The following is a 22,321-nucleotide window of genomic DNA, read 5'->3' on the forward strand; positions in this document are numbered from 1 at the left end:
GACTAACCCCCAAACCGGGCAGCCATTTCCTCGGCTGTCAGCTCGGTGCCCGCACCGTTGTAGATGGCGTTGGTGACCACCGTCCAGGAAGCGCGCGGCCAGGTGCGGAAGGTGATGTGTCCGCCGGCAATGGTCACTTCCCCTTCACCAACATCGAAGGACGCAATGTTGGTGGCTCCGTTGAGCGCCTCGGCACCAAGAGCGTAGCCGCTGACCAGCGGGTTGCCCTCGGCCGGATAGCGCGACACCGAGGTGCCCTCGCCGGTGAGCCGGAACGCGGCGTCGTTGTTGAACCAGGTGGGCCAGGCCGCCGGCATGCCCCACGCCGCCGGCTGGGAGGTGTCATACTCCTGGGCCAGCAGCGCACCGGGCACGGTAAAGACTTCCCGGTCCGTCGGAGTTACGTTCTCCACCGGCAGTCCCATCGCGGACGCGGCGGTCAGGGACGAGGATCCCAGGGCCAGGACGTTCCCGCCTTGGTTGGCGAACTCGGCCAGCCGCTGCGGAGCGTCCGGAACACCGGCGGCCCAGGCGAACTCCTCCGGATACTTCGTAGCATCCAGCCCGACGGTCAGCCGCTCGGTGGTGATGCCCGGAGCCAGCACAATGGTGTCGAACTGCTCGGACAGAGTGGCGTAGTCCGCGGCCTCCACCACCTCGTAGTTGGTGCCGAACTGGTCCATCATCCACATCAGCCAACCGCCGGGCATGTTGTTCGCACCCCGGACCAGGCCCACCCGGGTGTTCTCGGCGAGCTGGACCGCCCCGGTGGCAGGCATTGCAGCGGTGGCGTACACCGGCAGCGCCGTCTCCCGGACGGCCCGGGTCAGCGTTTCCCGTGCCCGGGCCTCTCCGGCGGGAACCATCAGGGCACCCGGCGCGAATTCCTGTCCGTCGACAGTGATCGCGCCGGCGGCCCGGTAGGCGTCCACGCCGGCGTCCTGCAGTGCGTCGATGATCCGGCCCAGCCCGTAGGACTCGGCACTGAGGATGTAGGCGCCGTCGGCACCGGGTGCACGGGGCATCCGGATGCGCTCCTGCGTGATGGCGCGCACCTGCCGGGTCTCGGCGTCGAACTCTTCCTGCACCGCCGCCACATCCACACCCATAAACAGGGCCACGTTGTCGGTGGTTTCGCTGTACGGCAGGATCAGTGGGCAGCCGTCGCATTTGCGGGCGCTGTCCGGATACTCGTCGATGCGCAGCAGCTGATCCACCCAGCGGCCCAGCGGCTGCTGGGTGCGCATGATGTAGGACCCGGCGTCGAACTCCCGGCCCTCGGCCGTGAACGGTGCGGTGGCCTCCTCAATCTCCACCTCGCCGAAGTCGAAGATCCGCATCATGTCGTACACCGCGTAGGGATCCCGCTGGTCGGCGGGCACCACGTACGCGTACGGGCCGCCGTCCCAGGTTTCGCTGTTCGCGTTGACCCGGTAGAGGTTGTTGAGCAGCCAGGACTGCGGATCGCCGGCCACGGTGTTCAGCCCGGAGAACGCGGCCGAGGTGGCGTACTGGACAATCTGCTTCAGCGTCCAAGTGTCCGAGTCATACGGCAGGGGAGAGCGCATGGTTTTGTCCACCGGCTCCAGCACGCCCTCGCCGGTGTAGGGGTAGGCGAGGTCCCGGACGGAAGCGATCTCGGTGAGGAAGGTGGAGGTGCCGAGGAAGGTGCCGTACCCGGCGACGTCGGCGTTCCACAGGATGCCGTACGCGTCGTCGGACTTCACGCCCTTGAGCCCTTCGGCCACGAGGTCCCGCTGCGTGAACTGGCCCAGCGCGTTGGAGGACGAGATGGCAATCGGATCCACATCGGGGGAAAGCGGTTCGTCATAGGGCGGGGTCCAGATCCGCGGGCTTTCCGTGCCGGCCTGGTGCATGTAGTGCTGCACCACCGGCCGGTATTTCTGCTCCAGCGCCACCCGCGTGCGGGATTCCTTCTGCGTGAACATGAACCAGTCGCGGTTGTTATCGTGCCCCACATAGCGGTGATAGAGGTCCGGATAGACCCGGTTGTACTCCGTGCCGGCGGTCGAGTTGAAGTAATCCACCACCATCTGCTGGCCGTCCGGATTGGCGGAAGGCACCACCAGCACCACGAGATTGTCCAGGATCCGGTTCATCGCCTCGGAATCCTCGGTGGCCAGGCGGTGGACGACGTCGACCAGCGCCTGGGTGTTCCCGACTTCCGTCGCGTGGATGGACGCTTCGATGTAGTAGACCGGGACCGTGGTTTGGGCGAGCTGCCGGGCGTACTCTTCCGGTTCCATCCCGGCGCCGGCGGCTTCGGCAGCCATGGCGTCGGGATCGGCAAGCCGTTCATTGACGGCCAGGATCGAATCCAGCCGGCCCAGGTTTTCCTCGCTGCTCAGGCGCAGGATCGGATATTCGTTGTTGTCCGTGGTCCGGTCCACCACCTCGTACTCCACTTCGGGCGATGAGTCGGCAATGGTTTCGAAGTACTCGGAAATGTCGCTGAAAGCCGCCAGCCGGCCCTCGTCGCCCATTTCGAAACCGAAGTACTCGGCAGGAGTGGGCAGATCCGGAAGTTTGCTGGCAGAGGCGGTTTCGACGCGCGTTCCGGCGGCCGGGGAAATGGTGAGCCCGAGCAGGGCAAGGGAAGTGACAACCGCCGCGGCGGTTCGATGTCGAAGTTGCATGAAGGATCCCTCAGAGAGAGGCTGCGCCCACCCCCTGGTGCAGCGGGTACTGCTTCGAGTCCGCATCGTGGAGCGTGCGGCGGTGCGGGACGACGCCGGCCGGTCACCATCGACCGGCCGGCGGGTCCGCGGTGTGCCGCACCCAGTGACGGTGCGGCGGCGCGAGTGTATGGGGGACGCTATGGGTGCGGCTCACGGGCGTCAATACGGGGTGGTGGCCGGGGTGCTGCCTGCGGGCAACGCATCGGCCGGAGTCGGGTTCCCGATCCCTCGGAATCGACGTGGAAACTTTTCTAATTTCCTCTTGTGATGTACGCCACATCAGGATATGTTGTCTTCGCCTACAAATTGTTGATGCCATGCGTCGACTGGGCGCTACAGCGTTGTATCCGCTCGATCCAGCCCGCGGGCGGACCGTGGCCGTTTCCGCCGACAGCGGGGCGGAACGGCTCCACACCGGCAGGATCCTTTTCGAAGGTTTTGCAGCATGACCAGAATCAAGAATGTCTCGGCGGTCTTCCTGGCCGTCGGCCTGGCGGCAGGCATGTCGGCCTGTGCACCCGCGGGCTCCAACGCTGACGGAGACGGCGAGGCGAGCTCCTGCAACGTCGGGATCTCCATGCCCACGCGCAGCCTCGAACGCTGGATCAATGACGGTGAGGGGCTCAAAGAGAAACTCGAAGCCCAGGACTGCACCGTTGACCTGCAGTACGCGGATGACAAGACCGACCAGCAGATCAGCCAGATCCAGAACCAGGTCGCCGGCGGCGCGAAGATCCTTGTGGTCGCGGCCATCGACGGCGAAACCCTCGGCCCGGCGCTCGAAGACGCGAAGGACCAGGACGTTCAGGTCATCGCCTATGACCGCCTGATCAACGGCACCGAAGCCGTGGATTACTACGCCACGTTCGACAACTACAAGGTGGGCCAGCTCCAGGGCGAGTTCATCGAAGAGCAGCTCGGCCTGGCAGAGGGCAAGGGCCCGTTCAACCTCGAGCCCTTCGCCGGCAGCCCCGACGACAACAACGCCTCGTTCTTCTTCTCCGGAGCATGGGACGTCCTGCTTCCCTACGTGGAAAGCGGCCAGCTGGTGGTTCCCTCCGGCAAGTCCCCGGCGAGCAACGACGAGTGGACGTCCATCGGCATCCTCGGCTGGCAGTCCGTCGACGCACAAGCGGAAATGGACAACCGCCTGCAGTCCTTCTACACCGGAGGCGAGAAGGTCGACGTTGTGCTCTCCCCGAATGACAGCCTGGCGCTGGGTATCGAGGCCTCGCTGAATTCCGCCGGGTACGAGCCCGGCTCGGACTGGCCGCTCATCACCGGCCAGGACGCCGACGTCGCGAACGTCAAGGCCATGCTGGCAGACCAGCAGTCCATGACCGTCTGGAAGGACACCCGCGAGCTCGGCAGCCAGGTAGAGACCATGATCATGGCCCTCGTTGACGGAGAGGACGTGGAGGTTAACGACACCGAGACGTACAACAACGAGGTCAAGGTGGTCCCCACCTACATCCTCGATCCGCAGGTGGTCACCAAGGACACCGTCCAGTCCGCGCTGGTGGACTCCGGGTTCATGGAAGCCGGCGACGTCGGTCTCTGATCCCCGGCGTTACTTTCGACGGGCAAAAACAGCGGCGTGCGACGGCGGAAAACCGCCGCACGCCGCTGCCGCCTGTATTGAAGCTACTGAAGCGAGAACCACATGACTGACGTCATCCTGTCCATGGACGGCATAGTGAAGGAGTTCAACGGCATCCGCGCCCTCGACGAGGTCTCGGTAAGTGTTGAACGCGGCGAAGTGCACGCGATCTGCGGCGAAAACGGCGCCGGCAAATCCACCCTGATGAAGGTGCTCAGCGGGGTCTATCCGCACAACAGCTTTGCCGGGACAATCACCCTCGACGGCAAGCCCGTCAGCTACAACTCGATCAACGACAGCGAGCGCGACGGCATCGTGATCATCCACCAGGAACTGGCCCTGAGCCCGTTCCTGTCCATCGCCGAGAACATTTTCCTCGGCAACGAGGTGGCCCGCGGCGGGGTGATCGACTGGAACCAGACCAACCTGCAGGCCGCGGCACTGCTGAAACGCGTGGGACTGGATGAAAACCCGGCCACGAAGATCCTTGAACTCGGCGTGGGCAAACAGCAGCTGGTGGAGATTGCCAAGGCACTGTCCAAAGAAGTGAAGATCCTGATCCTCGACGAGCCCACCGCAGCGCTGAACGACGACGACTCCGCCCACCTGCTGGGCCTGATCGACCAGCTGCGCGGCCAGGGGATCACCTCGATCATCATTTCCCACAAACTCAAGGAAATCCGCTCGATTGCCGATACGGTCACGGTGATCCGCGACGGGCGCACAATTGTTGATTTTCCGGTGGAGGACACCGACGAGATTGAAACCCGGATCATCCGTGCCATGGTTGGCCGGCCGCTGGACCACCAGTTCCCGCCCCGCGAACCGGACATCGGCGAGGAGAAGTTCCGGGTGGAGGGCTGGACGGTGCATCACCCGGCGGATCCGGGCCGCGTAGTGGTGAAGGATGCGTCGTTCCACGTCCGGGCCGGGGAGATTGTCGGGTTCGCTGGCCTGATGGGTGCCGGCCGCACGGAGCTGGCCATGAGCATCTTCGGCCGCTCGTACGGCACCGGGATCTCCGGGCGGGTCTACAAGGACGGCGTCGAAATCGGCACCCGTACCGTGGGCGAGGCCATCCGCAACGGCCTTGCCTACGTCAGCGAGGACCGCAAGCGCTACGGCCTGAACCTCATCGGCAGCGTGACCGTCAACGTCTCTGCCGCCGCGCTGGGGAAGCTGGCCCGGCTGGGCGTGATTGACCGGCACCGGGAATACGCCGTGGCGGACGAGTACCGGCAGCGGATGAACATCCGCACCCCCAGCGTCACCTCGACCGTCGGCAACCTCTCGGGCGGAAACCAGCAGAAAGTAGTCCTCAGCAAGTGGATCTACTCCGGCCCGGACGTGCTGATCCTTGACGAACCCACCCGCGGGATCGACGTCGGCGCCAAGTACGAAATTTACGGAATCATCAACGAGATGGCGGCCCAGGGCAAAGCCGTAATCGTCATCTCCAGCGAACTGCCCGAACTGATCGGGCTCTGCGACCGCATCTACACCATCGCCGAGGGCCGACTCACTGCCGAAGTGGACCGTGCCGACGCCACCCAGGAAGAACTGATGCGCCACATGACCGCTGCCAGGACCCAAGGAGTACAAGTCCAGTGACCACCACAACCCCAGAACAGGCGAAGGCACCGCTGCCGCCGCAAGCCGCGGCTGCGAAGAAGCGCCGCCGGGTAGACCTGCGCCAATACGGCATCCTGGCCGCACTTGTTGTGATCATCCTGCTGTTCCAGGTGCTCACCGGCGGCCGGCTGCTCTATCCGGGCAACGTCAGCAACCTCATCCAGCAAAACGCGTATGTGCTGATCCTGGCCATCGGCATGGTCATGGTGATCATTGCCGGACATATTGACCTGTCCGTCGGCTCCGTGGTGGCCGCGGTGGGAGCCATTGCCGCCCTGGCCATGAACGACTGGGGGATGCCCTGGTGGGCGGCCGTAGTGCTCTCATTGGTGGTCGGCGCGCTGATCGGAGCCTGGCAGGGCTTCTGGGTGGCGTTCGTGGGGATACCCGCCTTCATCGTTACCCTCGCCGGGATGCTCGTCTTCCGCGGCGTAGCCCTGGTCCTGCTGACCGGTGGCACGATCAGCGGCCTGCCCCGGCCGTTCAATGCCATTAGCTCCGGTACCCTGCCCTCCACCGGCACCCCGGACCTGCTGACCCTGGGCATCGGTGCGCTGGCGTCGGTTGCCCTGGTGCTGCAGCAGCTGAAGGGCCGGGCGGACCTGCGCCGGCTCGACCTGCCGCGGGAACGGATGGGCTCGTTCGTGTTCAAGAACGCCGTGGCCGTCTTCGCCATCATGTACCTCTGCTACCTGCTGGCCTACAGCCGCGGGCTGCCGATCATCCTGATCCTCCTGGCCGGGTTGGTGCTGGCGTATTCATTCCTGCTGGGCCGCACAGTGTTCGGCCGGCACATCTACGCCATGGGCGGGAACCTGAACGCCGCCATGATGTCCGGAGTGAAGACCCAGTGGGTGAACTTCCTGGTGTTTGTGAACATGGGCTTCCTCGCCGGACTGGCCGCCGTGGTCAACACCGCCCGCGCCGGGGGAGCCGTGGCTTCGGCCGGCGGAGGGTTTGAACTCGATGCCATTGCCGCGGTGTTCATCGGCGGCGCATCGGTGCAAGGCGGCGTGGGCACCGTGGTGGGCGCCGTGATCGGCGGCCTGGTGATGGGTGTGCTGAACCAGGGCCTGTCCATCCTGTCCGTCGACGCCGCATGGCAGCAGATCATCAAGGGCCTCGTGCTGCTGCTGGCCGTGGTCTTCGGACTCAGCCGGAAGCGCAACGCGCGGTAGGGTTTTGCTTCGCTCGAACGACGACGACGGCGGCCGCCTCCCGAAGGAGGGGCCGCCGTCGTCGTTTTCCCGGGCCTATCTCGACGAAAACGCCGCGTCGAATGCTGCGTCGGGCGGATCCATTGCCAGCGAACGGACGAAGGCCAGTGCCTCCGGTGCTCCGACCAGCCGGTCCATTCCGGCGTCTTCCCATTCCACCGAGATCGGGCCGTCGTAGCCGATGCTGTTGAGCATCCGGAAGGCGTCCTCCCACGGCACGTCCCCGTGGCCGGTGGATACGAAGTCCCAGCCGCGCCGCGGATCGGCCCAGGGCAGGTGCGAGCCGAGCCGGCCGTTGCGGCCGTTGGTCATCCGCTTCTTCGTGTCCTTGCAGTCGACGTGGTAGATCCGGTCCTGAAAATCCCAGAGGAAAGCCACCGGGTCCAGGTCCTGCCAGACAAAGTGGCTGGGGTCCCAGTTCAGGCCGAACGCGGGCCGGTGCCCGATGGCCTCCATCGCCCGCTGCGTCGTCCAGTAGTCGTAGGCAATTTCGCTGGGATGAACCTCGTGGGCAAAGCGCACGCCCACCTCGTCAAAGACGTCGAGGATCGGATTCCACCGGTCGGCAAAGTCCTGGTACCCGGCGTCGATCGCCTCCGCCGAGACCGGCGGAAACATGGCCACGTATTTCCAGATGGACGAGCCGGTAAAACCGATCACGGTGTCCACCCCGAGGGCCGCGGCGAGCCGGGCGGTGTGCTTCATTTCCTCGGCGGCCCGGCGCCGGACCCCCTCCGGATCGCCGTCGCCCCAGACGGCGTCGGACACCATGTCGCGGTGCCGCTGATCGATCGGATCGTCGCAGACCGCCTGCCCCTTGAGGTGGTTGGAAATGGCGAACACCTTCAGGCGGTACTTCTCCAGGATGTCGCGGCGGCTCTGCACGTACTCCTCGTCATCCCACCGCCAGGGGTCCAGATGGTCGCCCCAGCAGGCGATTTCCAACCCGTCGTACCCCCAGCCGGAGGCAAGCCGGGCCACTTCTTCAAGGGGCAGATCGGCCCACTGGCCGGTAAACAGAGTGACTGGTCGGGACATGGCGGGCTCCTTTGCCTGCGTGGGCGGGGGATGGTGCGATGGGACGGGACGGTCAGCGCACGGGCAGCCAGACGCTGGATTTCGCGGCGCTGCGGGACACGGCGTCGAGGACTTCCTGGACCTGCAGGCCGTCAGCGAACGACGGCGCGGGTGCGGTTCCGGCGGCGATGGCCTCCACGAAGTCCTTCGCCTGGTGCACGAAGCCGTGTTCGTAGCCGAGCGAGTGGCCGGCGGGCCACCACGCGGAGATATAGGGGTGGTCCGGTTCGGTCACCATGATGCGGGTGAAGCCCTGCCGGTCCGGCGGAACGGTGTAATCCATAAAGCCCAGGAAGTTCAGGTCCTCCAGGTCGAAGCTGATGGCACCTTTGCTGCCGGAGACTTCGAGCCGGAACGCGTTCTTGCGGCCGGTCGCCATGCGGCTGGCTTCGAAGGACCCGAGCACGCCGTCCTCGAAGCGCCCGAGGAACAGCGCGACGTCGTCGACCGTTACCGGACCGCGGGTGCCGGCGTCGGCGGGTCCTCCGCCGCCGCCCAGACCCGTGCCGCGCTGGTCCGTTTCGGGCACCGGACGGGTGGGGACCAGGGTGGCGAGGGTGCCGCTGACTTCGGCCAGCGGCACCCCGGTAATGTACTGGGCCAGGTCAATGGCATGCGCGCCCAGGTCGCCGAGGGCGCCGGACCCCGCCTCGTCCTGCTGCAGCCGCCAGGTCAGCGGGGAGTCCTCGTCCACCAGCCAGTCCTGCAGGTACACGGCCCGCACCTGCCGGACCGTGCCGATCGCTCCGGCGGCCACGAGGTTCCGGGCGTGCGTGGTGGCAGGCAGCCGCCGGTAGGTGAAGCCCACCATCGCTTTGATGCCGCGCGCCTCGGCGCGGGCGGCGGCGTCGGCCATCGCCTGCGCCTCTTCCACCGTGTTGGCGAGCGGCTTTTCGCAGAGCACGTGCTTGCCGGCGTCGAGCGCTGCGATGGCGATCTCGGCATGGGAAGCACCGGGCGTCACGATATCGACGACGTCGATATCCTCCCGGGTGACCGCCTCCCGCCAATCGGTGGCGGACTCGGCCCAACCCCATTTCCGGGCGGCGGCTGAGGTCCGGTCCGCATTCCGGCCCACCAGCAGGTTCATCCGCGGCTGCAGGGGCAGGTCGAAGAACCGCGGGGCCACCCGCCAGGCCTGTGAGTGGGCCGCACCCATAAAGCCGTGGCCCACCAGCGCCACCCTCAGCGGCTTATCGTCCTGCATGTTCTCTCCTTAGTGCTGTGCTGTGCTGTGCTGATTGCGCGGGTGCCCGGGCCGCCCGGCTCTCGTTCGGATAGCCCGGTCAGGACTCGAAGGCGGTGGGCAGGTATTCCTCGACGTTTTCGCTGGTGACCACCGGGGCGTTGAGCACCACGCGGTTGGGCACCTCGATCTCGACCAGGTCGCTCATGGCCTTGTCCTGCGCCAGCAGCCGGGCCAGCCGGATGCCGTCCGCGGCCTGGGTATGCGGATAGATGATGGTCGCCTGCAGGACGCTGTCCCCGGACTCGATTTCCCGCATGGCATTTGCGGAGCCGGCGCCGCCCACCATGATGAACTCGTCGCGTCCGGCGGCGTCGATGGCGGCCAGGACGCCGATGCCCTGATCGTCGTCGTGGTTCCACAGCGCGTCGATTTCCGGTGCGGCGGCGAGCAGCTGGGACGCTGCGGCCTCGCCGCCCTGGACGGTGAAGTCCGCGGACACCCGGTTGTTGACCTCGAGCCCGCAGCCGGCGAGGGCGTCCTTGAAGCCTTCGCTGCGGTCCTGGGTGAGCGGCAGGGCGTCGATGCCGGCAATTTCGGCCACCACGGCGTCGGGCTGGTCGCCCACCTGCTCGCAGATGAAGGTACCGGCGCTGACGCCCATGCCGTAGTTGTCGCCGAGGACGGTGGCACGGGCGGCGAAGGGACTGGAGAACTCACGGTCCACGTTGATCACGGGGATGCCCGCCTCCATGGCGCGGATGGCGACGTCGGTGAGGGCAGCGCCGTCGGTGGGCAGCAGGACAATGGCGTCCACCTGGTCATTGATGAACTGCTCCACCTGGCTGATCTGCAGGTTCGCGTCATTGGTTCCTTCGGCCACCCGCAGGTCGATGTCCGGGTATTTCTCGGCTTCGGCGGTGGCGGCGGAGTTGATGGCGCCCAGCCAGCCGTGGTCCGCGGCCGGTCCGGAGAACCCGATGACGACGGTCTCGCCCTCGGACTGGTTGCCTTCCACGGAGTTGTTGGTCGGTTCGGCATTAGTGTCCTCGCCTGCAGTGCAGCCGGTGAGGGCAAGCCCGCCGGCGGCGAAGAAGGCCGCAGCGGTGATGATCTTCCCGCGCATGCGTGGTGCGTGCATGGTTCTCTCCTCTGTAAGTGGGGCGCTGAGGCGAGTCCGCACCCCATCGGAACCAGCCAGCGCACTGCACATCGTCGTGACATGCGTCACAGTAACAGAAGTCCGACGATAAAGCGCCAACATACTACTGATGATCGACATAAGTGTGTAAGCTCCGTGCCATGACAGCATCGGGAGCATCTGCCGCCCCTCCTCAGCCGGTACAGCAGCCGCTGCTTGAGGTGCGCAGCCTGAGCAAGAGTTTCGCCGGCGTCCGGGCGCTGCGCGGCGTCGACCTGGACGTCCTTCCCGGCGAAGTGCACTGCGTCCTGGGCCAGAACGGCGCCGGGAAATCCACCCTGATCAAGGCCCTGTCCGGGGTGTACGTACCGGACGGCGGGGAGATCCGCTGGAACGGGGAACCCGTGCAACTGGCGCGTCCGGCCGACGCCCTGGCACTGGGCATTGCCACCATGTACCAGGAACTGGATGTGGTGGACGGACTGAGCGTCACCGAGAACATCTTCCTGGGCCACGAAGACGCCCGCGGGGGAGTGCTCCGCGTCCGCGACGCGCGCCGTCGGACCCGGGAGCTGCTGGCTCGGCTGGGGCACGAGGACCTGTCGCCGTCCGCGGAAGTGGGCAGCCTGTCCGCGGCCGGGAAGCAGATTGTCAGCCTGGCCCGGGCCCTGTCCCGCAACGCCCGGTTGATCATCATGGATGAGCCCAGTGCCATCCTGGACTCCGGCGAGGTGGCCAACCTGTTCCGGGTGATCCGGGAACTCACCGGTCAGGGCATCGCGGTTGTCTACATCTCGCACCGGCTGGAGGAGATCCGGCAGATCGGCAACCGGATCTCGGTGATCAAGGACGGCTACAGCACCGCGTCCTCCCTTCCGGTTGTCGATACTCCCCGCGCCGAACTGGTTCGGCTGATGACCGGCCGGGATGTGGCGAATGTGTTCCCGCCGCGGAGGCCGCCGTCGTCGGACGCCCCGGTGGCGCTGCAGGTGGAGGGGCTCGGGCTGGCCGGCTCCTTCAGGGACGTGAGCTTCACGGTCCGGGCCGGGGAAATCTTCGGCCTGGCCGGGCTGGTCGGATCCGGCCGTTCGGAGATTCTGGAGACTATTTACGGTGCCCGGCGTGCGACGTCGGGCACCGTCACTGTGGAGGGCAGGACGCTGCGGCCCGGATCGGTGCGGGCTGCGGTGAATGCCGGGCTCGGCCTGTCCCCGGAGGAACGCAAAAGCCAGGGGCTGCTGCTGGAGGAGCCCATCTACCGCAATGTCACGCTGTCCACCTTTGCCCGGTTCGCCCGGCACGGCTGGCTGAACGAACGCGCCGAAAAGAAGGCCGCACGAGAGCAGGCCGACGCGCTGCAGCTGAGCCCGCCCGATCCGGACCGGGCCGCCCGCACCCTCTCCGGCGGCAACCAGCAGAAGGTGCTGCTGGCCCGCTGGCTGATCCACGGTACCCGGGTGCTGCTGCTGGATGAGCCGACCCGCGGCGTCGACGTCGGCGCCAAGACCGAGATTTACGCGCTGATCCGCAGCCTCGCGGCTCAAGGCGTGGCGATTGTGGTGGTGTCCAGCGAGATCGAGGAAGTGATCGGCCTGGCGGACCGGATCCTGGTGCTCGACGCCGGACGCGTCCTCGCTACCGGCAACGCAGACGAAATGGACGAGCACACCGTGCTTGACCTGGTGCTGAAAGGAAGTGCGCAGTGAGCGAATCAACGACGGCGGCGCTGCAGCCGCCTCCCAGCGGCGGCACGGCTGCGGAGCCCCGCAGCAATCCGCTGGGAAAGTTCCTGGGCGGATCCGCGGGCCGCAACATCGGCCTGGTCATTGCCCTGGCGCTGCTGTTTATTGTCGGGGCGGTCACCAGCGGCGAGCGCTTCCTGAACCTGGACAACATGTTGACCATCCTGCGGTACGCGTCGATCTTCGGGGTGATCGCCATCGGGGCAACCTTTGTGATTACCGCCGGCGGCATCGACCTCTCGGTGGGTTCGGTGATGGGCCTGACCACGGTGCTGGCCACCCTCACCTCGGTGCAGCTGGCCGCCACAAACAGCAGCTGGCTGCTGATGGTGCTGGTGGCGCTGGCGGTCGGTGTAGGGGCCGGGCTGATCAACGGGGTGATCATCGCGTACGGGAACGTTGTGGCGTTTATTGCCACCCTCGCGATGCTGGTGGCCGCGCGCGGCGTGGCGGAGCTGATCTCCGGCCGCAGCACGCAGATTGTCACCAACCGGGACTTCCTCTCCGTGATGCGCTCGAACTTCCTGGGCGTCCCGCTGCTGATTTGGATCTTCCTGCTGGTGGCCGTTGCCGGCTGGTTCCTGCTCAACCGCACCACCTTCGGGCGCCGGACCGTGGCGATCGGCGGGAACCTGGAGGCCGCACGGCTGGCGGGCATCAAGGTGAAGCGGCACATTGTCCTGCTGTACGTCCTCTCCGGCCTCACCGCCGGCATCGCCGGAATCATGATGATGGGCCGCACCACCGCCGGCACCTCCACCCACGGACTGCTGTACGAACTGGAAGTGATAGCCGCCGTCGTCGTGGGCGGAACCCTGCTGATCGGCGGGCGCGGCACCATTGTGGGCACCGTGCTGGGCGTGCTGCTGTTCAGCACCCTCATCAACGTCTTTACACAGAACAACCTGGATACCTCGGTGCAGGCCGTGGCCCGCGGCGCGATCATTGTGGTGGCCGTGCTGCTGCAGCAGCGGTTCGCCGTGCGGGGGACCGGCAGGCGGAAGGGGGCGCTATGAGCATGTCTGTTGGGCGGTCCGCGTCGCCGGGCCGACGCCGTAGCGTCGATCCCTATGCTTCAATTGCCCAGTGGTCGATATAAGGAATAACCCCACCGCTCCCGGGGCCAGCGAACTGTTTCAGCTCCTGCGGGACGGACAGCCCCGCACCCGCAGCGAGCTGGCCGATCTGGTGGGGGTGGCCCGGTCCACCATTGCGCTGCGGCTGGAGCTGCTCATGGACCTCGGGCTCGTGGCGCCGATTGAAGACGCGGTGTCGACCGGCGGGCGGCCGTCCTCCCGGTTCGCGCTGCAGACCGGGGCGCGTGTGGTCTTGGGGGTCGACGTCGGCGCAAGCCACCTGCGCGTGGGCCTCACCGACCTGGCCGGCACTGCCCTGGCCGACGCCTCCCGCGATCTGCTGGTCAGTGACGGTCCGGGTGCCGTGCTGGACACGGTGGTGGAGCTTGGCAATGCGCTGCTGGCCGAGACCGGCCGGTCCGCTGCCGAGCTGCTCGCCGTCGGCGTCGGGCTGCCCGGGCCCGTGGAGCATCGCTCCGGCCGTCCGATCAACCCGCCGATCATGCCCGGCTGGCACGGCTTCGACGTCCCCGGCTACCTGCAGGAGTCCTTCCATGTGCCGGTGCTGGTGGATAACGACGTCAACGTGATGTCGATGGGGGAGCGCGAAGCCGCGTGGCCCGACGTCGAGAACCTGGTCTTCGTAAAGGTCGCCACCGGCATCGGCGCCGGGATCATCTGCAACGGTGTCCTGCTGCGCGGCGCTGACGGGGTGGCCGGGGACATCGGGCACATCCGTGTGCCCTCCGGGGAGGATCTGTTGTGCCGGTGCGGGAACCGCGGTTGCCTGGAGGCGTTGGCTTCCGGGCCGGCGGTGGCCGCCCGGCTGCGTTCTCTGGGGCTGGAAGCGGAGGACGGGCGCGACGTCGTCGCTCTGGTCCACTCGGGCAACCACGAGGCGGTGCATGCGGTGCGGCAGGCCGGCCGCGAGGTGGGCGAGGTGTTGTCCGCTTGCCTGAGCATGCTGAACCCCGAGGTGATTGTGTTCGGCGGCTCAATGGCGATGACCGGCGAGCACTTCATTGCCGGGGTGCGCGAAGTGGTCTATTCACGCACCATGCCGCTGGCCACCCAGCACCTGCGGATTGTGCAGTCCTCGTCCGGGCTCGACGCCGGGATGCTGGGTGCGTCCCAGCTTGCCATCCAGCACGCGTTGTCCGCGGAGAGTGTGGAGCGGATGCTTGCGGGGCGGGTGGGGGTTTAGCTTTCCGGCCCGTCCAAGACCTGCACCGGCGTCGACCGGAACAGGTCGGCGACCTTCCGGACCTCCGGCGACGCCGCAGCGTTCCATGCCGCCCACGTCTCAACCTGCAGTAAATGCCCGGCCGCATCCCGTGCCGTCAGCGGCACCCACTTCCACCCGGGAAAGTTGAGCCCTGCCGACGCCTCGGTGGTGAGCGCCGCATCGGCGTCGGCCAGGTCGGCAATCAGCAGGCTGTGGTGGCTGAACCGCCGGAAGACCCAGTGCGTACGCACGCCCGCGGCCTCGGCGGCGCTGCGCAGCTTGACCTCCTGGACGCGGATTTCCCCGGCAGCGTGTGCCATCACGGTGAGGCCGTCCAGATCAAAGAGGCCCAGGACATCCCGGGTGCTGAGCGGCGACGTCGGCCGGACGGCTGCCCCCAGCGGCTGGGTGAGCAGGTGCTGCCCGTTGATGCCTTCCGCGGGTTCCGTGTGCAGGAGGGCCAGGTCGATCTGGCCGGCCCGCAGCAAGCGGCTTTGCTCATCGCTGCTGGCCTCATAGAGCGAAAAGCGCACCGCCAACCCTGCGGACTCCACCGTCTGGACGGCAGCGCGGAACCAGTCATGCGGCAATCCAGGAGGCGCGCCGAGCCGGATCAGTGAGCGGCTGCCCGCGGCCAACCGGACCAACTCCGGGGTGCGGTCCACCTGGGCGAGGATGGTGTCCGCGTGGGTTTTGATGACGTGTCCCAGAGCAGTCAGCGTCACGCCGCGCGGGTTCCGCTGCAGCAGGGCACCCCCGAGTTCCTTCTCGAGCTCGGCGAGTTGCCGGCTCAGCGCCGGCTGCGTCATATGCAGTTCAACGGCGGCGCCGCTGATGCTGCCGGTCTCCGCCGTGCGGACAAAGTACTTCAACTGCCGGATTTCCATGTTCCTGCCCCCTGCGACCTGAGATACCTAAAAGGCATACCGACAGGCACTTTTAGGCATTTGATTTATGCATACAAGTGGACCATGGTTCTTATGTGCTTGGTGTGACTCAGCTCACTCCGTGATTCACCTGCAATCTAAGGATTTTGATGACTTCCCTTTCCACCACCGCAACCTACGACGTCGTCGTTGTGGGTGGCGGCGCTGCCGGCGTGGCAGCAGCTGTCAGCGCTGCCCGCGCCGGAGCCAGCGTCTGCCTCATTGAGCAATACGGATTCCTCGGGGGAGCGGCAACCAACAGCTCGGTCCTGGCCTACTGCGGCTTCTTTGACCAGACCAGGGAACAGGTGGTGCGCGGCATTGGGCAGGACTTCCTGGACGAGCTGGAACGCCAGGAACTCCTGCACTTCGAGACCTCGCCCGCTACGGGAAACACCATCGTGGTCCTCGATCTGGAAACCACTAAGTCGGTGCTGGACCAGCTGGTCCGCTCGGCCGGCGTCGACGTCCTGTTCCACAGCACCCTCGTTGCCGCGGATACCGACGCCGGCGGAATCAGCGCCGTGCAGGTGGTGCACCGCGGCGGCAACCTGCATCTTTCCGGCACCGCGTTCGTGGACTGCAGCGGCGATGGCGCGCTGCTGCAGGCCGCTGGCGCCGAGTATCAGCTTTCACCGACCGAACGTCGCCAGGCCAGCACCCTGGTGATGCGGGTCGGCGGCGTCGGCGAAGATGCGGACCTGTCCACCTCCGCCATGGATGACGCCTTCGCCGCCTACGGCAAAACCACCGGAGAAATCCTCACCCGGAGCAACGGCACCTGCGTACGGATGCCCCGTTCACGCGAGCTGATGCTCCTGCTTGCGGACGAATACGTGGACGTCCTGGACGTGCACGAACTTTCCCGCGCCGAACAGGACGGCCGAGCCAAGGCCCGGCATTACCTTGAGGCGCTGAAGGCGGGCATGCGCGGTTGGTCCGGCGCGTACCTGGCATCCACCGGTCCGCAGATCGGCATCCGGGAAGCCCGCCGGATGCAGGGCCGCGAAAGCGTAACCGCCGACGACGTCCTGACCGCCCGGCGTCGTCCGGCCGACGGGATTGCCCGGTGCGGCTGGCCGATGGAGGACCATGCGACCCCCGGCGCCACCACCTACAGCGGCATCAAGGACCGCAAGTGGTATGACATCCCTTACGGGGCCGTGACCAGCGCCAATATCCCCAACCTCTGGGGCGCAGGCCGGCTCACCAGCAGTGACAGCCGCTCGTTTGCCTCGCTGCGGGTGATGGGCACCTCGTTCGCCACCGGGCATGCGGCCGGCCTGGCCGCATCACTCCATAGTTCCACCGGCAGTGTGGACGTTTCCAAGCTGCGCGGACTGCTTCAAGACCAGGGGGCCCTGCTGTGAGTATCAACCATCCGGACACCAAACGGATCGCCGTCACCGGTGCCGCCGGCAGCCTGGCCCGGGACATCATTCCCCGGCTGGCCGATGCGGGCTACTCCATGGTCTGCGTGGACCGGACACCGCCGGCCGAATCCTTCGGGCAGGACTGGGTGCTGACCGAGGTGGCCGACACCGGGACGCTCGTGGAGGCGTTCCGCGGATGCGGCGCCGTCATCCACCTGGCCGGGATTCCGCTGGAAGATGACTGGGACCGGATCCTGTCCGCGAATATCGACGGCACCCATTCCGTTCTGGAAGCCGCCCACATGGCCGGGGTGCCGCGGGTGATCCTTGCCAGCTCCATCCATGCCGCCGGGTTCACCCCGGTACCTCCGGCCGGGGACTTCATTCCGGACAACACTCCGGTGCGGCCGAACACTCTGTACGGCGTCTCGAAGGCGGCGGTGGAAGCGCTGGGCAGCTACTATTCCGACCGTTTCGGGATGGACGTAGTCTGCCTGCGCATCGCGTCGCGGTTCGACCGGCCGCGGGACGTCCGGATGTTGAGCACCTGGCTCTCGCCCGACGACGCCGCCCGCCTCTTTACGGCAGCCCTGACGGATTCAGTGAAAGGATTCCGGATTGTCTGGGGGGTTTCAGCCAACACCCGAAGCTATCTCTCGCCGGACGCCGGGGCCGCCCTCGGCTACGTTCCCAAGGATGATGCAGAACGTTACGCCGGAGACCTGACCGGTCCGGCGGCACCGGCTTCGGCCGCAGAGTCCGACTGGGACCGTCAGTTCATCGGCGGCGTCTTCTGCTCACCGCGTCCTCCCCGCCAGCCCAGCATGCATCCCTCCACCTGATGAGGAATTTCGAAATGACACAAGCTCCACCCGAGGTTCGCTACGCGTTCGAGGTCGACTCGGTCCACAAGGTCTTCACCGGATCGCAGAACGTGCACGCCCTTGATGACATCAACCTCAAGCTGAAAGAGGGCTCCTTTACCTGCATCGTCGGCCCGTCCGGCTGCGGGAAGTCCACCCTGCTCCGGATCCTGGGGGAACTGGAAACGGCTACCACCGGGACGGTCACCCGGAACGTTTCCGCGGAGAAGGTGCCGGCGTCGGCCTTTGTCTTCCAGGAACACGGGGTATTCCCGTGGTTCAACGTCCTGCAGAACGTGGCCTTCGGCGAGCACATGGCCGGCGTCGGCAAGCGGGAACGCCTCGAACACGCCCGGCACTGGATTGCGGAAGCCGGCCTCACCGGTTTCGAGGAAAGCTATCCGCACCAGCTCTCGGGCGGGATGCGGCAGCGCATCGCCATTGCCCGGGCCTTTGCCACCGGGTCCCCGGCATTGCTCATGGATGAGCCGCTCGGAGCCCTGGACGCGCAGACCCGCATGCTGATGCAGGAACAACTGGTCCGGCTGTGGGAACTGGAACGCAAAACCGTTGTCCTGGTGACGCACTCCATCGACGAGGCCCTCCTGCTCGGCGACCAGATCGTGATGATGTCCGCCCGCCCGGGCCGCGTCAAGGAGATCATCGACGTGCCCTTCGGACGTCCCCGCAGCATGGAAATCGAGGGCACCAGCGAATTCGGCTCCATGAAGCAGGACATCTGGGATTCCCTCCGCGACGAGGTACAAGCATCTTTGAGGTTCTCCTAATGACTAACACCGCAACTGCCCCCAAGACCACGGACTCCTCCGAGCTCGACGGCGCCATCCGCCGTGAGTATCGGCAGGTTGTCCGGCTGCGCTACCGCGACATCCTGCTGTCCACCCTGACCCCGGTGCTGCTCCTGGCTCTGTGGGAGGTGGCCGCCCGGAACGGTGCCCTGGACGCCCGGCTCTTCACCCCGCCGAGCCTCATCGCCGAGCAGGCATGGAAGATGACCCTGAGCGGCGAGCTGTGGCAGCACACCTCGGCCACCATGGGCCGACTGCTGCTGGGCTTCGTGCTGGGCGCCGTCACCGGCATCCTGGCCGGCCTGCTGATGGGAGTCTGGCGGCCGGTGCGCGCCGCGTTGGGGCCGACGTTCACTGCCCTTTATGCCCTGCCGAAAATCGCCATTGTTCCGCTGCTGCTGCTGATCTTCGGGCTGACGGAAACACCTAAGGTGCTTTCCGTTGCCATTTCCGTGTTCTTCGTAATGCAGATCAACACCCTGGCCGGCATTGTCCAGATCGACAGCCGGGTGCTGGAAGCGGCCCGGGCCTACAAGGCCAGCGGACTGAAGCTTTTCCGCTACGTACTGCTTCCCGGCGCAACTCCGGCGATCATGACGGGCCTGCGCGTGGCCGCGGGAATGTCCGTTATCGTGATCACCGCCGTCGAGTTTGTCGCCTCCAACAACGGACTGGGCTATCTCATCTGGAACTCCTGGCAGCTGTTCCAGCCCAGCAAAATGTACGTCGGCCTCATTGTGGTGTCCCTGGTGGGCGCAGCGGTGACGGCGCTCATCATCCTTCTTGAACGGGCTGCCCTGCCCTGGAAATACTCATCCGGATCTAAGAAGAAAGATCAAAAATGAAAAAACACCTCAAGGTCCTGGCAGCAACGGTGCTGGCCGGACTTGCCCTCTCCGCCTGCGGCGCGGACTCGGGCTCCTCTTCCTCCGAAGAGGGGAGCACGGAAACCGCAACGGTGAAGGTCGGAATTGTCCAGCTGCCGATTTTCGCGCCGATTTACGTTGCTGAAGCGAAGGGCTACTTCGACGAAGCGGGCCTGGACGTCCAGCTCGAAACCGTGAAGTCCGGCCAGGACGCGGTGCCTCTGGCTTCCAGCGGAAAGCTCGACGTCGTTGCCGCCGGCTTCTCCGCCGGCATGTTCAGTGCCATTGCAACCGGGTTGGACATAAAGGTTGTGGCGTCCATGGGTGTCAGCGACGGCGACACTGAGAAGAGCCCGACTGACCTGGTGGTTTCCAAGGCAAAAGTGGATTCCGGTGATATCACCAGCATCGCTGACCTGAAGGGCAAGAAGATCGGTGCTGCCGGCGGTGCGGGCGGCACGGGTGCCTTCCTGCTCAGCCTGGCCCTCGAAGAGGAAGGCCTGACCATCAATGACGTCGAGATTGTGAACCTCGGCAACCCGGACATGCCGACGGCGCTGGCCAACGGCAGCCTCGACGCCGGCTTGATCTCGGCTCCGTTCTCCACGCTGGCCATCGACGACGGCACCGGCGTTTCCATGGCTGTCCCGCCGGCCGGAACTTCCGGCACCGGCATGCTGTACGGTGGCCAGTTCGCCGACACCGAGAACGCACAGAAGTTCTTCGATGCCGTAGCCCGTGCTGCTAAGGACCTGCAGGGCGAGGACCGCTACTCGGACGAGAACCTGAAGATCATTGCCGAGGCGACGGGACAGACGGTCGAGGAACTGAAATCCGTTCCGCTCTACACCTGGATGCCGAATCTGGAGCCGCTGCCAGAGCAGCTGGAGGGCATGGAAGCTGTCTGGATGGAGTCCGGTGCCATTGAGTACGAGGAAGCCATCAAGCAGGACACCTATATCGATTCATCCTTCTCCGAGAAGACGTCCTAACTACATCTGTCTGGCATTCGCAGCGGCATCCCGGGAAACCGGGGTGCCGCTGTCATGTCTGGGCGCCGCATAAACTGAGGGTGCCTATGTGGACAACCGAGAGAAGACCCTGAGTATGATCACCACCCCCATTACGCCCTCCCTTGTTCGTGGTGCGGCGGAACTGGAAACGACTCCTCGCGGTCTGCGTCCGCACCGGTTGCCGGCTTCGGTGCGTACCCGGTTCCCCGATCCCCAGTTGCTGATGGCGGAAAGCCAGCCCTCCGGGGTTCGGCTGGTTTTCTCGGCGACGGCGGAGGTTCTGGCGGTTGTGGTGCACCCGTCCCGGGTGGTTTACCGGGGTGCGGACCGGCCGCGGGGTTCTGTGGATTTGGTGGTCGACGGAAAGCTGCTCGAGAGCGACGAGCTCACCGGCGGCGACTACGTCGAGGTGGATATGTCGACCGGGGCCGCGACTCCGTTTGAGGGACCATCGCACACCAGCGTGTTCCGGCTGCCCGCGGGCGAAAAGGTGGTGGAGGTCTGGCTTCCGCACAACGAGTCTGTCGAGCTCGTGGAGCTGCGGTCGGATGCTCCCGTGGCACCGTATTCCTCGGGCAAGCCCGTCTGGCTGCACCACGGCAGCTCCATTAGCCACGGCTCAAATGCCGCTACGCCGTCTCAAATCTGGCCTGTGATTGCGGCGCACCTCGGCGGCGTCGAACTTCACAGTCTTGGTTTCGGTGGAAGCGCGCTCGTGGATCCGTTCACGGCGCAGGTGATGCGCGATACCCCGGCCGATTTCATCAGTGTGAAGCTGGGCATCAATGTGGTGAACATGGATTCCATGCGGCTGCGCGCCTTTGTGCCTGCGGTGCACGGCTTCCTCGACACGATCCGTGAGGGGCACCCGGAGACACCTCTGGTGCTCATTTCGCCCATATTCTGCGGTATCCATGAGGACACTCCGGGCCCCGGTGCTTTCGACCCGGCGTCGTTCGGGACGGAGCAGATTCGGTTTGTTGCTACCGGTTCGCCGGAAGGTGTGGCTGCGGGCCAGCTGACGCTGCGGGTGATCCGTGAGGCGTTGTCGTCGCTCGTTGAGCGCCGGACGGACGATCCGAACCTGTTTTTCCTGGACGGGCTGAGTCTTTACGGGGCCGCGGACGCTGAGGTGCATCCGTTGCCTGACGCGCTGCACCCGGACACCGATACGCATCGGATGATCGGGGAGCGGTTTGCGGAGTATGCGTTCGAGGTAGACGGGCCGTTCCGGCAGGTGTTTGAGATGGGAAGGATGGCCTAGGAGAAGCCGAACCGAGGTATCGGCTGCACCTGATGTTGCGCGCCCAACTCCTGCAGGGCTGTTTTGCGGGTGGGGTCCCGACCGGCTTGGCGTTCGCAGTTTTCCGGCTGCACTAAGAATCGCAACGCAGAACGCGTTATCCTCGCAGTTCGGTTGCTATCTTTGCAGCATGAAACGACATCTCAGTGCCATCGCCGTGTCGCTTCTCGCAGCCGCATTGCTTTGTGGATGCGACTCGTCCCACAGCCCGGAATACTCAGACACGATCGGAAACGAAGAACCCCCGATCGACGAATACCGTCCAGAAGAACAGCCCGGCTGGGCAGCCGATGAATCAGAGATACCTCGTTACTTCCCTGAGCCTTCGGGGTGGGCTTGTCACTACAATGAGACGTACAACTATGACTGGCACGACGATGTTATTTGCACCAACGGCGCCCAGTCCCACCGCCCTTATCTCCTTGAGGGATACGACTTCGTCGCGTATCAGGACATCATGGCAGCAGCAGCCGAATACGAGGTGTACCTCAATAGCCAATGATTCCCACGTGAGTGACCTGGCGGTTCCTTGCACAAGGGCGAACAATCCGAAGAAGACTTCGGCGGCTAAGT

At 65.7% G+C, this 22,321-nt stretch carries 18 protein-coding genes; 13 read left to right on the forward strand and 5 right to left on the reverse strand.

Annotated elements, in window-relative coordinates; translation table 11 throughout:
- Positions 1-2 precede the first annotated feature (2 nt).
- Positions 3-2,657, reverse strand: a complete 2,655-nt coding sequence (locus tag LJ760_RS11770) for a M14 family metallopeptidase (protein WP_227923173.1) — start codon at positions 2,655-2,657, stop codon at positions 3-5.
- A gap of 487 nt (positions 2,658-3,144) precedes the next feature.
- Between LJ760_RS11770 and chvE the strand changes: the two genes are divergently transcribed.
- The 3 genes from chvE to mmsB all read left to right on the forward strand — a co-directional run bounded on the left by chvE (position 3,145) and on the right by mmsB (position 7,109).
- A complete protein-coding gene (gene chvE, locus LJ760_RS11775; protein WP_227923174.1) occupies positions 3,145-4,260 on the forward strand; it encodes a multiple monosaccharide ABC transporter substrate-binding protein in 1,116 nt (371 codons plus the stop codon).
- Positions 4,261-4,362: 102 nt separating this feature from the next.
- Positions 4,363-5,910, forward strand: a complete 1,548-nt coding sequence (mmsA, locus tag LJ760_RS11780; protein ID WP_227923176.1) for a multiple monosaccharide ABC transporter ATP-binding protein — start codon at positions 4,363-4,365, stop codon at positions 5,908-5,910.
- The gene (gene mmsB / locus LJ760_RS11785; protein ID WP_442860659.1) at positions 5,907-7,109 is read left to right on the forward strand and encodes a multiple monosaccharide ABC transporter permease; all 1,203 of its coding nucleotides are present in this window, start codon (positions 5,907-5,909) and stop codon (positions 7,107-7,109) included. Before mmsA ends, mmsB begins: the two co-directional genes overlap by 4 nt.
- 75 nt (positions 7,110-7,184) lie before the next feature.
- Here the strand turns inward: mmsB and LJ760_RS11790 are convergent, their stop codons facing one another.
- The 3 genes from LJ760_RS11790 to LJ760_RS11800 all read right to left on the reverse strand — a co-directional run bounded on the left by LJ760_RS11790 (position 7,185) and on the right by LJ760_RS11800 (position 10,552).
- Positions 7,185-8,186, reverse strand: coding sequence for a sugar phosphate isomerase/epimerase family protein (locus tag LJ760_RS11790; RefSeq protein WP_227923178.1), 1,002 nt, complete (start codon positions 8,184-8,186; stop codon positions 7,185-7,187).
- A gap of 52 nt (positions 8,187-8,238) precedes the next feature.
- Positions 8,239-9,432: a Gfo/Idh/MocA family protein gene (locus LJ760_RS11795; protein ID WP_227923179.1), complete on the reverse strand. Its 1,194-nt coding sequence runs from the start codon at positions 9,430-9,432 to the stop codon at positions 8,239-8,241.
- A 79-nt stretch (positions 9,433-9,511) separates the two neighbouring features.
- Entirely contained in the window at positions 9,512-10,552 is a 1,041-nt protein-coding gene (locus tag LJ760_RS11800) for a substrate-binding domain-containing protein (protein ID WP_227923180.1), read from the reverse strand.
- Between the two features lie 230 nt (positions 10,553-10,782).
- Between LJ760_RS11800 and LJ760_RS11805 the strand changes: the two genes are divergently transcribed.
- From LJ760_RS11805 to LJ760_RS11815, 3 genes are all read left to right on the forward strand, one after another.
- Positions 10,783-12,258, forward strand: coding sequence for a sugar ABC transporter ATP-binding protein (locus LJ760_RS11805; protein ID WP_227923285.1), 1,476 nt, complete (start codon positions 10,783-10,785; stop codon positions 12,256-12,258).
- Positions 12,255-13,310 (forward strand): ABC transporter permease, encoded by a 1,056-nt coding sequence (locus tag LJ760_RS11810; RefSeq protein ID WP_442860660.1) that lies wholly within the window; start codon positions 12,255-12,257, stop codon positions 13,308-13,310. The genes LJ760_RS11805 and LJ760_RS11810 overlap by 4 nt, the downstream gene beginning before the upstream one ends.
- A 79-nt stretch (positions 13,311-13,389) precedes the next feature.
- Entirely contained in the window at positions 13,390-14,574 is a 1,185-nt protein-coding gene (locus tag LJ760_RS11815) for an ROK family transcriptional regulator (RefSeq protein WP_227923289.1), read from the forward strand.
- Here LJ760_RS11815 and LJ760_RS11820 read toward each other — a convergent pair.
- On the reverse strand, positions 14,571-15,482 hold the full coding sequence (locus tag LJ760_RS11820) for a LysR family transcriptional regulator (protein WP_227923181.1): 912 nt from the start codon (positions 15,480-15,482) through the stop codon (positions 14,571-14,573). The two genes, LJ760_RS11815 and LJ760_RS11820, sit on opposite strands and share 4 nt — an antisense overlap.
- A gap of 149 nt (positions 15,483-15,631) precedes the next feature.
- Here LJ760_RS11820 and LJ760_RS11825 point away from each other — a divergent pair, with 149 nt between their 5' ends.
- The 7 genes from LJ760_RS11825 to LJ760_RS11855 all read left to right on the forward strand — a co-directional run bounded on the left by LJ760_RS11825 (position 15,632) and on the right by LJ760_RS11855 (position 22,250).
- Positions 15,632-16,891, forward strand: a complete 1,260-nt coding sequence (locus tag LJ760_RS11825; protein WP_227923186.1) for an FAD-dependent oxidoreductase — start codon at positions 15,632-15,634, stop codon at positions 16,889-16,891.
- Entirely contained in the window at positions 16,888-17,736 is an 849-nt protein-coding gene (locus LJ760_RS11830; protein WP_227923189.1) for an NAD-dependent epimerase/dehydratase family protein, read from the forward strand. The genes LJ760_RS11825 and LJ760_RS11830 overlap by 4 nt, the downstream gene beginning before the upstream one ends.
- A 14-nt stretch (positions 17,737-17,750) precedes the next feature.
- On the forward strand, positions 17,751-18,545 hold the full coding sequence (locus LJ760_RS11835) for an ABC transporter ATP-binding protein (protein ID WP_227923191.1): 795 nt from the start codon (positions 17,751-17,753) through the stop codon (positions 18,543-18,545).
- Positions 18,545-19,411, forward strand: a complete 867-nt coding sequence (locus LJ760_RS11840) for an ABC transporter permease (protein ID WP_227923193.1) — start codon at positions 18,545-18,547, stop codon at positions 19,409-19,411. The genes LJ760_RS11835 and LJ760_RS11840 overlap by 1 nt, the downstream gene beginning before the upstream one ends.
- The gene (locus LJ760_RS11845; protein ID WP_227923201.1) at positions 19,408-20,424 is read left to right on the forward strand and encodes an ABC transporter substrate-binding protein; all 1,017 of its coding nucleotides are present in this window, start codon (positions 19,408-19,410) and stop codon (positions 20,422-20,424) included. Before LJ760_RS11840 ends, LJ760_RS11845 begins: the two co-directional genes overlap by 4 nt.
- Positions 20,425-20,539: 115 nt before the next feature.
- Positions 20,540-21,709, forward strand: a complete 1,170-nt coding sequence (locus LJ760_RS11850) for an SGNH/GDSL hydrolase family protein (RefSeq protein WP_227923203.1) — start codon at positions 20,540-20,542, stop codon at positions 21,707-21,709.
- Positions 21,710-21,878: 169 nt separating this feature from the next.
- A complete protein-coding gene (locus LJ760_RS11855; protein WP_227923205.1) occupies positions 21,879-22,250 on the forward strand; it encodes a hypothetical protein in 372 nt (123 codons plus the stop codon).
- Positions 22,251-22,321: the final 71 nt, after the last annotated feature.

It is taken from the genome of Arthrobacter sp. zg-Y895, assembly GCF_020731025.1.
In the GTDB taxonomy this organism is placed as follows: Bacteria; Actinomycetota; Actinomycetes; order Actinomycetales; family Micrococcaceae; genus Arthrobacter_B.

What these genes read in the sequence shown, in the direction of transcription:
- LJ760_RS11850 (WP_227923203.1), top strand. Translation starts at nt 20,540, where the DNA reads ATGATCACCACCCCCATTACGCCCTCCCTTGTTCGTGGTGCGGCGGAA.
- LJ760_RS11855 (WP_227923205.1), top strand. Translation starts at nt 21,879, where the DNA reads ATGAAACGACATCTCAGTGCCATCGCCGTGTCGCTTCTCGCAGCCGCA.
- LJ760_RS11840 (WP_227923193.1), top strand. Translation starts at nt 18,545, where the DNA reads ATGACTAACACCGCAACTGCCCCCAAGACCACGGACTCCTCCGAGCTC.
- LJ760_RS11825 (WP_227923186.1), top strand. Translation starts at nt 15,632, where the DNA reads ATGACTTCCCTTTCCACCACCGCAACCTACGACGTCGTCGTTGTGGGT.
- LJ760_RS11790 (WP_227923178.1), bottom strand. Translation starts at nt 8,186, where the DNA reads ATGTCCCGACCAGTCACTCTGTTTACCGGCCAGTGGGCCGATCTGCCC.
- LJ760_RS11795 (WP_227923179.1), bottom strand. Translation starts at nt 9,432, where the DNA reads ATGCAGGACGATAAGCCGCTGAGGGTGGCGCTGGTGGGCCACGGCTTT.
- LJ760_RS11820 (WP_227923181.1), bottom strand. Translation starts at nt 15,482, where the DNA reads ATGGAAATCCGGCAGTTGAAGTACTTTGTCCGCACGGCGGAGACCGGC.
- LJ760_RS11845 (WP_227923201.1), top strand. Translation starts at nt 19,408, where the DNA reads ATGAAAAAACACCTCAAGGTCCTGGCAGCAACGGTGCTGGCCGGACTT.
- mmsA (WP_227923176.1), top strand. Translation starts at nt 4,363, where the DNA reads ATGACTGACGTCATCCTGTCCATGGACGGCATAGTGAAGGAGTTCAAC.
- LJ760_RS11770 (WP_227923173.1), bottom strand. Translation starts at nt 2,657, where the DNA reads ATGCAACTTCGACATCGAACCGCCGCGGCGGTTGTCACTTCCCTTGCC.
- LJ760_RS11800 (WP_227923180.1), bottom strand. Translation starts at nt 10,552, where the DNA reads ATGCACGCACCACGCATGCGCGGGAAGATCATCACCGCTGCGGCCTTC.
- chvE (WP_227923174.1), top strand. Translation starts at nt 3,145, where the DNA reads ATGACCAGAATCAAGAATGTCTCGGCGGTCTTCCTGGCCGTCGGCCTG.
- LJ760_RS11835 (WP_227923191.1), top strand. Translation starts at nt 17,751, where the DNA reads ATGACACAAGCTCCACCCGAGGTTCGCTACGCGTTCGAGGTCGACTCG.